At 66.8% G+C, this 8839-nt stretch carries 9 protein-coding genes and 1 pseudogene; 6 read left to right on the top strand and 4 right to left on the bottom strand.

The annotated features are described in order from the left end of the window. The 4 genes and pseudogenes from AC1DY5_RS31290 to AC1DY5_RS31275 all read right to left on the bottom strand — a co-directional run. The coding region (locus AC1DY5_RS31290; RefSeq protein WP_478117791.1) for a tripartite tricarboxylate transporter substrate binding protein at positions 1-821 on the bottom strand (821 nt) is incomplete at its 3' end. A 99-nt stretch (positions 822-920) separates the two neighbouring features. After that, positions 921-1682 (bottom strand): annotated as a pseudogene (locus tag AC1DY5_RS31285) (SDR family NAD(P)-dependent oxidoreductase). 74 nt (positions 1683-1756) lie between these two features. Beyond that, positions 1757-2740, bottom strand: a complete 984-nt coding sequence (locus tag AC1DY5_RS31280) for an NADPH:quinone reductase (RefSeq protein WP_478117790.1) — start codon at positions 2738-2740, stop codon at positions 1757-1759. Further along, entirely contained in the window at positions 2740-3954 is a 1215-nt protein-coding gene (locus AC1DY5_RS31275; protein WP_478117788.1) for a cytochrome P450, read from the bottom strand. Before AC1DY5_RS31275 ends, AC1DY5_RS31280 begins: the two co-directional genes overlap by 1 nt. Before the next feature lie 161 nt (positions 3955-4115). On the opposite strand from AC1DY5_RS31275, the gene AC1DY5_RS31270 reads away from it, so the two are divergent. The 6 genes from AC1DY5_RS31270 to AC1DY5_RS31245 all read left to right on the top strand — a co-directional run bounded on the left by AC1DY5_RS31270 (position 4116) and on the right by AC1DY5_RS31245 (position 8831). After that, positions 4116-5159 (top strand): ABC transporter substrate-binding protein, encoded by a 1044-nt coding sequence (locus AC1DY5_RS31270; RefSeq protein ID WP_478117786.1) that lies wholly within the window; start codon positions 4116-4118, stop codon positions 5157-5159. A 35-nt stretch (positions 5160-5194) separates the two neighbouring features. Next, the gene (locus AC1DY5_RS31265; protein WP_478117784.1) at positions 5195-5323 is read left to right on the top strand and encodes a hypothetical protein; all 129 of its coding nucleotides are present in this window, start codon (positions 5195-5197) and stop codon (positions 5321-5323) included. Positions 5324-5525: 202 nt separating this feature from the next. Further along, positions 5526-5948 carry a glutathione binding-like protein gene (locus AC1DY5_RS31260; RefSeq protein ID WP_478117782.1) on the top strand — a complete coding sequence of 141 codons (423 nt, stop codon included), beginning with the start codon at positions 5526-5528 and terminating at the stop codon, positions 5946-5948. Between the two features lie 62 nt (positions 5949-6010). Beyond that, positions 6011-6958, top strand: a complete 948-nt coding sequence (locus AC1DY5_RS31255) for a quinone oxidoreductase family protein (RefSeq protein WP_478117781.1) — start codon at positions 6011-6013, stop codon at positions 6956-6958. A gap of 14 nt (positions 6959-6972) precedes the next feature. Further along, positions 6973-7971 carry a quinone oxidoreductase family protein gene (locus AC1DY5_RS31250; protein WP_478117779.1) on the top strand — a complete coding sequence of 333 codons (999 nt, stop codon included), beginning with the start codon at positions 6973-6975 and terminating at the stop codon, positions 7969-7971. Positions 7972-7991: 20 nt separating this feature from the next. Further along, positions 7992-8831, top strand: coding sequence for an SDR family NAD(P)-dependent oxidoreductase (locus AC1DY5_RS31245; protein ID WP_478117777.1), 840 nt, complete (start codon positions 7992-7994; stop codon positions 8829-8831). Positions 8832-8839: the final 8 nt, after the last annotated feature.

Raw genomic sequence — 8839 nt, 5'->3', positions numbered from 1 at the left:
GCACCCATCTCCTCGTAGTTGGCCCGGATGAAGCGTGCGTAGGCGGCCGGCGACTCGTAGCGCTGCGACAGCATGCCGCTGTCGGTCAGCTTCTGCAGGTAGGCTGGGGTTGCCGTGATTTCGGAAATGACTGCATGTAGTGTACTGACGATGGCAGGGGCAGTTCCCGGCGGCGCGAAGATGCCCAACCAGGAGCCGAGCGAGAAATCGACGCCTGCTTCCCGCATCGTCGGCACATCGGGCAGACGATCGAAGCGCTTGCTGCCAAAATTCGCCAGAACTTTCAGCTGCTTCCTGTAAGAGATGGCCTGGTTCAGCGGCACGGGCATGGCGTCCACCTGTCCAGCGATAAGCGCCTGGATACCCGGCGCGCTGCCGGGATACGGAATGCCCTGCATGTCCCGGATGCCCGCCTTGACCTTGAATGCTTCCACCATGACATGCCCGAGCGCACCCGTACCCCAATGCGCATAGTTCAGATTGTTCACTTTTGCATAGGCGATGAACTCGCTCAGCGTCGTGACCGGCAGGTCGCCGCGGACAGAGAACGCCACGTCGATCGTCCCAAGCGGTGCGACGGGAATCATCGCCATAGCATCGTGGTCAATCTTCTGATGGACGTGGGGAGCCAGCGTGATGTTGTCCGATGATCCGGTGAAGAACGTCAAGCCATCCGTCGCTCGGTGAGCGAAAGCTGTACCGATCAGCCCCGAGGCGCCTGGCTTGTTGTCAACGATGACGGGCCGCGCGAGGCGTGCAGCGAGTGGTTCAGCAATTGTGCGAGCAAAGATGTCGGTGGCGCCACCGGGCGCTGAAGCCACGATGATCTTGATGGTGCCCTGTGGCTTCCAGTCCTGCTGGCCCCACGCGTCATGGGGATCCTGGGTGTTGTGAAAGACGGGGTAGTGAGGCGCGCAGGTTCATGCCTCAGTGGCGGATGCCCACGCGACGGTGGCAGCGGTGACTCCCGCGGACCATCCGCCATCGACGAAAAACGCCTGTCCCGTGACATAACTCGCATCGTCGCTGGCCAGGAAATGCGCCATGGCGGCGACCTATTCGGGTGTGCCGGAGCGTCCCAGTGGAGTGACGGACGCCGCCATCTTGCCGATCCGGGAAGCGCGCTCGCGTGCACCGCTGCTGGCAATGATGCCGGGGCAGATGCAGTTCACGCGGATTCCGAGCGGGCCCAGTTCAATGGCGGCCGCCCGCGTGGCGGCGATGGCAGCCGCCTTGGCCATGGAGTAGTCCATGAGACCCGGCATGCCGAGTGCGCCTGCCACCGATGCCGTGGTGATGATGGAGGCTCCCGCCTTCATCCGGGTCGCGCCCTCGCGCATGCCGAACAGCGGCCCTAGCGCCAGAACGCGCCAGCTGGTGTGCGCCTCTTCCCCGCCGCTTGCGGCGAGGCTGGTCTGGAGCGGCGTGCCGGCGTTGTTCACCAGTATGTCGAGCTCCCCATAAATGCGGACAGCATGGTCGAGCATGGCGGCGACCTGGCCGGGGTCGCTGACGTCGGCTCGAAAGAAATCACAGCCCAGGGTGTCGACCTCGCCATGCCGGTCGGCGATGTCGGTGACAAGAACCCTTGCGCCGGCACGAACCAGGCGCTGAGCGATCGCGGCACCGATTCCGGAACTTCCACCCGTGACGAGCGCAGCCTTCCCCTTCAAATCGAACATCTTGTGCTTTCCTTCATTTGATTTGCGACGGACCGGATTGGGACATGACGTGGCCTTCGCGGAAGCCTTGCCTCCTAGGCGACTTCAAGGACCACATTGCCCAGCACGGTTGCCTGCTCCACCGCTTCGTGGGCGCGCACCACCTGGTCCAGCGGCAGTCGGAGGCCGATGGTGTGGCGCAGCCGGCCGGCGGTCAGCATGTCGCAGAGTTCCCGAAGGCAGTCGGCCCGGTTGGACGGCGTGAGGTTGTAGACCATGAAAAACTGCAGCGACACGCTCTTTTGCATCAGCATCACGGCGGGCAACGTGGCCTGTAGGCCAGATGTGCCGTAGACAACCACCCGACCATGGGCCCGCAATAGCTGCGGATAGTGGATGGCGTTGGCCGCCAGGTCGACTTCGATCACGGTGTCCACGCCAGCGCCGCTGGTCAGTGCCGCCACCCGCGCGGCGACGTCTTCCTCTTTGTAGTTCACCAGATGGTCGGCGCCGGCGGCACGTGCGTGCTCCGCCTTGCGTGTGTTGCTGACGGTGGCGATCACGGTTGCGCCGCGCGCCTTGGCCATCTGGATCGCGTAGTGCCCGACCGATCCCGCACCGCCCTGCACCAGCACCTGCTGGCCGGGCGCTGCGCCGGCCACGCGCACGGCCTGCATGGCAGTGAATGCCGGAATGCCCAGGCAGGCGCCTTCGTCGTAGGTCATGCCAGGCGACATCGGCACGGCCTGTGCCGCGGGGAGGGCGATGTATTCGGCGGCGGTGCCGAAGGGGCGTTGCCATTGCCCGTTCCAGATCCAGGCCCGCTCGCCGATGCGGCTGGCAGGAACGCCGATCCCCACGGAGTCGATGTCGCCGGCGCCGTCGCTGTGCGGGATGACGAGGGGCGCCACCATGCGGCGATTGCCGCCGCCCTGGCGGGTCTTCCAGTCGGAAGGGTTCACGCCGGAGGTACGTAGCCGAACACACACCTCGCCCGGCCCGGGCTCCGGTTTCGGTCGCTCGCCGACCTGCAGGACCTCGGCCGCCGCACCCTGGCGGGTGTACCAGGCCGCGCGCATCACGCGGGCCGGATGCGCATGGGCAGCTTGTCCAGCATCCGCATCTGGTTGATCGGGCGATAGCTCGCCGACGCGGTCAGCTCCAGCGTGGCGACCTTGCGAGCCAGGGCGCCGATCAGTGCCTCGGCTTCCAGCCGCGCGACCATCTGGCCGATGCAGGCGTGGATGCCGGTGCCCAGTGCGACGTGGTTGCCCGCCAGCTGAACGCGATCGACGTCGTAGCGGTCCGCGTTCTCGAACTTGCGCGGGTCGCGATTCGCTGCGCCCAGGAACACCCCGACCTTGACGCCGCCGTCCAGCCGGATGCCCGAGAGCTCGGTCTCGGCTACGGTCGCCCGGTAGGTGACCTGGAACGGCGTTTCGTGGCGGATGCCTTCCTCGAAGGCCACCTTCACCTTGGCCGGGTCGCTGCGCACGCGTTGCCACTGGTCCGGGTTCTTCGCGAGCTGGTGCAACGTGAAGCCGATGCCGGCGATCGTTGAATCGGTGCCGCCGCCGACGAAGCTGCGCACAACGTTGGAGGCCACGCCTTCGTCCAGGTCTCCGGCATCCTCCGCCTTGAACAGCATCTCGGCCAGCGAGTCCGGCAGCACACCGCCGCGCGACACGCTTTCCTCGAACCAGGCCAGGTAGGGCTGGGCTTCCTGCATCGCCTTCTCGAACAGCGCGTTCTTCGGGCCGCTCTGGTTGAAGCGCATCGCGCCGATGGCGAGTGTCTCGGTGCGCGGCAGCCGCACGCCGACGGAGGCCGGGAACGCCTCCAGCACGAAGCGCTCGGCGCAGTCCTCGACGCCGTCGAACTCGCGCTGTTCCAGCAATTGGTCCACCAGCGCTTCGGCCTTGCGCTCGAACCCTTCCTTCCACTTGCGGATCACAAGCGGTGAAAGGATGCGCGTGACGACCGTGCGGATCTTCGTGTGGTCCGGCGGGTCCGCTTCCAGCAGCCGGCTGGGGATGCGGAAGTCGCCCGGCTTGCGAATGTCCTGGATGCCGATGCCGGCGGCATTGGTGAATCGGGCGTATTCCGACAGCACCACCTTGGCCTCGGCGTGCCGCCCGACGGCATACACGCCATGCGGCTTGATGAAGGCGACGGGACCGGCTTCGCGCAGGGCTTCGTGGAAGGGATATGGGTCGCGCAGCACCTCGATCGCATAGGGATCGATGTCCAGCACGGGCGCTTCGCGCAGTGCGACTTCGGCGGCGTTGGTCATGCGGGTAGGCTCCAGGCTCGGGGGATGGGTGAATCTAGGCCGCACGCGGTACTGCGTCTGTCCCCCCGCCGGGGACGCAGTCCCACGGAATGGGGACAGACGCACTTCGCTCCCCTTGGTTTACTACTCCCTGACCTTCCCCTCAGACACCAGGAGACAAGATGCGCCTATCCCTCATTGCCCTGCTGGCCGGCACCGCGTTCGCGGCCGCCGTTCCCGCCCAGGCCCAGAAGGCCTACGGCCCGGGCGTCAGCGACACCGAGATCAAGCTCGGCCAGACCGTGGCCTACAGCGGTCCGGGCTCGGCCTACTCGATGGTCGGCCGCATGTCGGTCGCCTACTTCAAGATGCTGAACGAGACCAAGGGCGGCGTGAACGGACGGAAGATCAACCTGCTGTCGGTGGACGACGCCTACAGCCCGCCGAAGACGGTGGAAGTCACGCGCAAGCTGGTTGAGTCCGACCAGGTGCTGGCGATGGTCAATTCCATGGGCACCGCGGCCCAGACCTCGGTGCAGAAGTACCTGAACGCGAAGCACGTGCCGCAGCTGCTGTTCTATGCGTCCAGCCCGAACCTGCACGACTCGAAGGCGACGCCGTGGACGGTGCCGTTCTCCTTCGCCTACGACATCGAGGGCTCGATCTACGGCAAGTACATCGTCGAGTCACGGCCGAATGCCAAGATCGGCGTGCTTTACCAGAACGACGATGTCGGCAAGTCCTACATCCGCGGCTTCCGTGCCGCGTTGGGCGCCAAGCAGTCCAACATCGTGAAGGAAGTCAGCCAGGAAATGTCTGACCCGACGGTCGACACCCAGATCCTGCAACTGCAGGCGTCGGGCGCCGACACGCTGGTGGTGTTCACCTCCAACAAGGCGCAGGCCCAGGCCATCAAGAAGGTGGCGGCCATCGGTTGGAAGCCCTTCTACATCGTGCCTTACGTCTCCAGCTCGATCACCGGCGTGCTCGAGCCGGCCGGCCTGGACAACTCCGTGGGTCTGGTTTCCAGCTACTGGTTCAAGACGCCGTCGGACCCCATGTGGACGAACGACAAGGCGATGCAGGACTACCTGGCCTTCTTCAAGAAGTACCTGCCGGCCGAAAACCCCGGTGACACGACTTCCGTCTACACCTACATGGGCGCGCAGCTGGTGGCGCTGGCGCTGGAGCGCTGCGGCGATAACCTGACGGCGAGAACCTGCTGAAGCAGATCCAGGGCCTGAAGGACGTGGAGTTGGGCATGCTGCTGCCCGGCATGAAGGTCAATTTCCGCCAGGACGATTACTACCCGATCCGCCAGGCCCGGCTGGCCAAGTTCGACGGCAAGTCCTGGAAGCCGATGACGGAGCTGATCTCGATCGAGCGCTGAAACGTGATCGACCTTCACTACGTCCCTAGCGGCAACAACCTGAAGGTCGCGATCGCGCTGGAGGAGCTGGGCCTGCCCTACCGGCTGGTCAAGCACGACATGTTCGGCGGCTCGCACCAGGCGCCGGAATTGCATCAATCCCAATGCCAAGCTGCCGGCAATCGTCGACCACGCGCCGCCGGATGGGGGCGAGCCGCTGGCCGTGTTCGAGTCCGGCGCCATCCTGCTGTACCTGGCGGAGAAGGCGGGCCGCTTGAGCTACGCGCCGGAGGGCCAGGACTACGCGGTGGAGCGCTACCTGCGCGATGCGCAGCGACTGCTGACGGTCCTGGACCGGCGGCTGGAGCAGCGCGAATACATCGCGGACGAATACAGCATGGCCGACATCGCGAGTTTTCCATGGGCTGCGGGCGTCCGTTCCATCGGTATCGCCAGCGACGACTTCCCAGCGCTGGCGCAGTGGATAGCGCGCATCGAACAGCGGCCCGCGGTGGCCGCAGCCCGAGGGGCCATCATGCAGGGCGATGACAGGGCCAAGTACATGCAAGCTCGGGCCAAACTGACGCCACAGGAGTGGTCCACCTTGTTCGGGGATCGCCTTCTGGCGGCGGCGCGGGCGGAGTAGGTCGGTCCGGTCCCTCCAAGGGGGGGCAGACGAATTCCCCGGCCCTGCCTAACCTTCAGTCCATGCAAGCGATCCTTTCCACGCCCGAAGGCGCGCAGCTGCGCGAAGTGCAGTCACCGGTCCCCAAGCCCAACGAGATCCTGGTCCAGGTCAAGGCGGCCAGCCTGAACCGCGCGGACCTGGCCGGCGTCGCCGCCAAGGACGGCAAGCCACTCGGCATGGAATGGGCCGGCGAGGTCATCGCCCTGGGCAGCGAAGTGCGCAACCACGAGCTGGGTGACCGGGTGATGTGCACCGGCGCCGGCGCCTTTGCCGAACAGGCCGTCACCGATTTCGGCCGCGCGGTGAAGATCCCTGACGGCATTCCGTTCGAGGAAGCCACTATCCTGATGCTGGCGCTGCAGACCATGCACAACGCCATCGCCACACACGGCAAGCTGGCGCGCGGCGAGACCGTGATGATCCATGGCGCCAGCTCCGGCGTCGGCCTGATGGGCTTGCAAGTCGCGAAGCTGCTCGGCGCCGGCAGGGTGATCGGCACCTCGACCAACGCCGAACGGCGGGCGAAGCTGGCCGAGTTCGGCGCCGACTTGGCCGTCGATTCGCGCGACCCCGCCTGGGTAGAGCAGGTCGTCGCCACTACCGGCGGCAAGGGCGTGGACGTCATCGTCGACCAGATCACGGGCCCGGACTTCAATCGCACGATGCAGGCCGCGGCCGTGCTGGGCCGCATCGTCAACGTCGGCCGCCTCGGCGGCGGCGAGGGTCCGTTCGACTTCCAACTGCACGCGCTGCGGCGCATCACCTACACCGGCGTCACCTTCCGCACCCGTTCGGTGGAGGAAATCCGCGAGCTCACGGCCCGCATGGCAGCCGACCTGTCGGCCGCCGTGGCCGACCGCCGGCTGCGCCTGCCGATCGACAAGGTCTATCCGATGGGGCAGGCGGCGGCGGCCTTCGAGCGCATGCGCGGCAACGCGCACTTCGGGAAGATCGTCCTGTCCCTCTGAGCGAAGGAACACACTTGAAGGCCATCCACGTCTACGCCAACGGCGGCCCCGAAGTCCTCGAGTGGGTCGACGTCGAAGTGACCCCGCCGGGGCCTGGCGAGGTGCGCATCCGGCACACCGCCATCGGCCTCAACTTCTCGGACATCAACGTGCGCAGCGGTGGCTTCTACGTCACCGAGGGCACGAAATTTCCCATCACGCTCGGCAATGAAGCCGCGGGGGTCGTCGAGAGCCTGGGCGCCGGCGTGTCCGGCTTCCAGGTGGGCGAGCGCGTAGCCTACGTCGGCACCGGCGGCCTGTTCTTCGAGAACACCGGCGCCTATGCGCAGCAGCGCAACGTGGCCGCCGGCTGCCTGGTGCGGCTGCCGGACGACATCAGTGACCTGCAGGCCGCTGCGCTGCTGCTCAAGGGGCTGACCGCGGCCGTGATCGTCCACCGGTGCTTCCGCCCCGGTCCCGGTGACACGGTCTTGATCCATGCGGCGGCCAGCGGCGTCGGCAGCCTGCTTGCGCAGTGGTGCCATGCGCTCGGCGCGAACGTGATCGGTACCGTCGGCTCGAAGGCCAAGGCCGGATTCGCACGCGCCCATGGGTGCGACCACACCATCCTGTACCGCGAGGACGACTTCGTCGCGGAGACCCGCAAGATTGCGCCCGATGGCGTGGCCGCGGTGTACGACGGCGTTGGCAAGGACACCTTCGTGCGTTCCTTCGATGTCGTGCGGCCCTTCGGCGCGCTCGTCAACTACGGCAACGCCTCCGGCCCGGTCCAGCCTTTCCCGCTAATCCTGCTGGCGCAGAAGGGCTGCCTGGTGCTGCATCGCCCTGGTTTTGGCTGGTACGCCAACACCACCGAGACGCGGCAGCAAGCGTGCGACGAGCTGTTCGGCATGGTGCGAAGCGGCCAGCTCGAAGTCGAGATCTGCGCCACCTATCCCTTGAAGGACGCCGCGGATGCGCACCGCGCCGTCGAAGCCGGCCGCACCACCGGCTCGGTCGTCCTCATTCCTTGAACACCCCAGGAGAACAACCCATGATCGATTTCGGTTTGCAGGGCCGTGTGCTCTACGTCACCGGCGGCGGTTCCGGCATAGGCCGTGCCATCGCCACCCTGGCTGCGCGCGGCGGCATGAAGGTCGCCGTGGCCGACGCGGTCGGTGACCGGGCGGAGGAGGTCGCCGGCGCGCTGCGCAAGGAAGGCGCGCAAACGCTGGCGCTGACCCTCGACGTCCGCGATGCCGCCGCCTGCAGCAAGGCGGTGGAGCGCATCGAAGCCGCTCTCGGCCCCATCGACGGCATGGTGGCCTGTGCCGGCGTCTCCACGCCCTCGCGCGCCGAGGACATGAGCGACGAAGTGTGGCTGCGCTGCATGGACGTCAACCTCACCGGCATGTTCCGCTCGGTGCAGCCGGTAGGACGCAGCATGCTGAAGCGCAGGCGCGGTTCCATCGTCACGATCTCCTCGATCGACGGCCTCGGCGGCCACGCCGGCCGCAGCCATTACAGCGCCTCCAAGCACGGCGTGATCGGGCTGACCCGCGCGCTGGCCATCGAGTGGGGCAATCGGGGCGTGCGCGTCAATTCGATCGCTCCCGGCGTGGTCGACACACCGCTGGTGCGGCAGAACCTGCCGGCCGACCACGTGCAGCATGCGATGGTCGACCGCGTGCCCTTGGGCCGCCTGGCCACTGCGGAGGAGCAGGCCGGCCCGACGCTCTTCCTGCTGTCGGATGCGGCTGCGTTCGTCAATGGGGCCGTGCTGCCAGTGGACGGCGGCACGTCCAGTGGGTCCTTCACGCGCTGGAACGGGGCCGATCTCGGCTCGAAGGCGCTGCTGGACGCGGGCGTCTACGGGCCCCCGGACGGAGCCTGAGCTTCAGC

The organism is Variovorax sp. P4_D9, assembly GCF_056401695.1.
The sequence above is the reverse complement of the archived record's forward strand: the minus strand, read 5'-3'. Positions and strand labels throughout refer to the sequence as shown.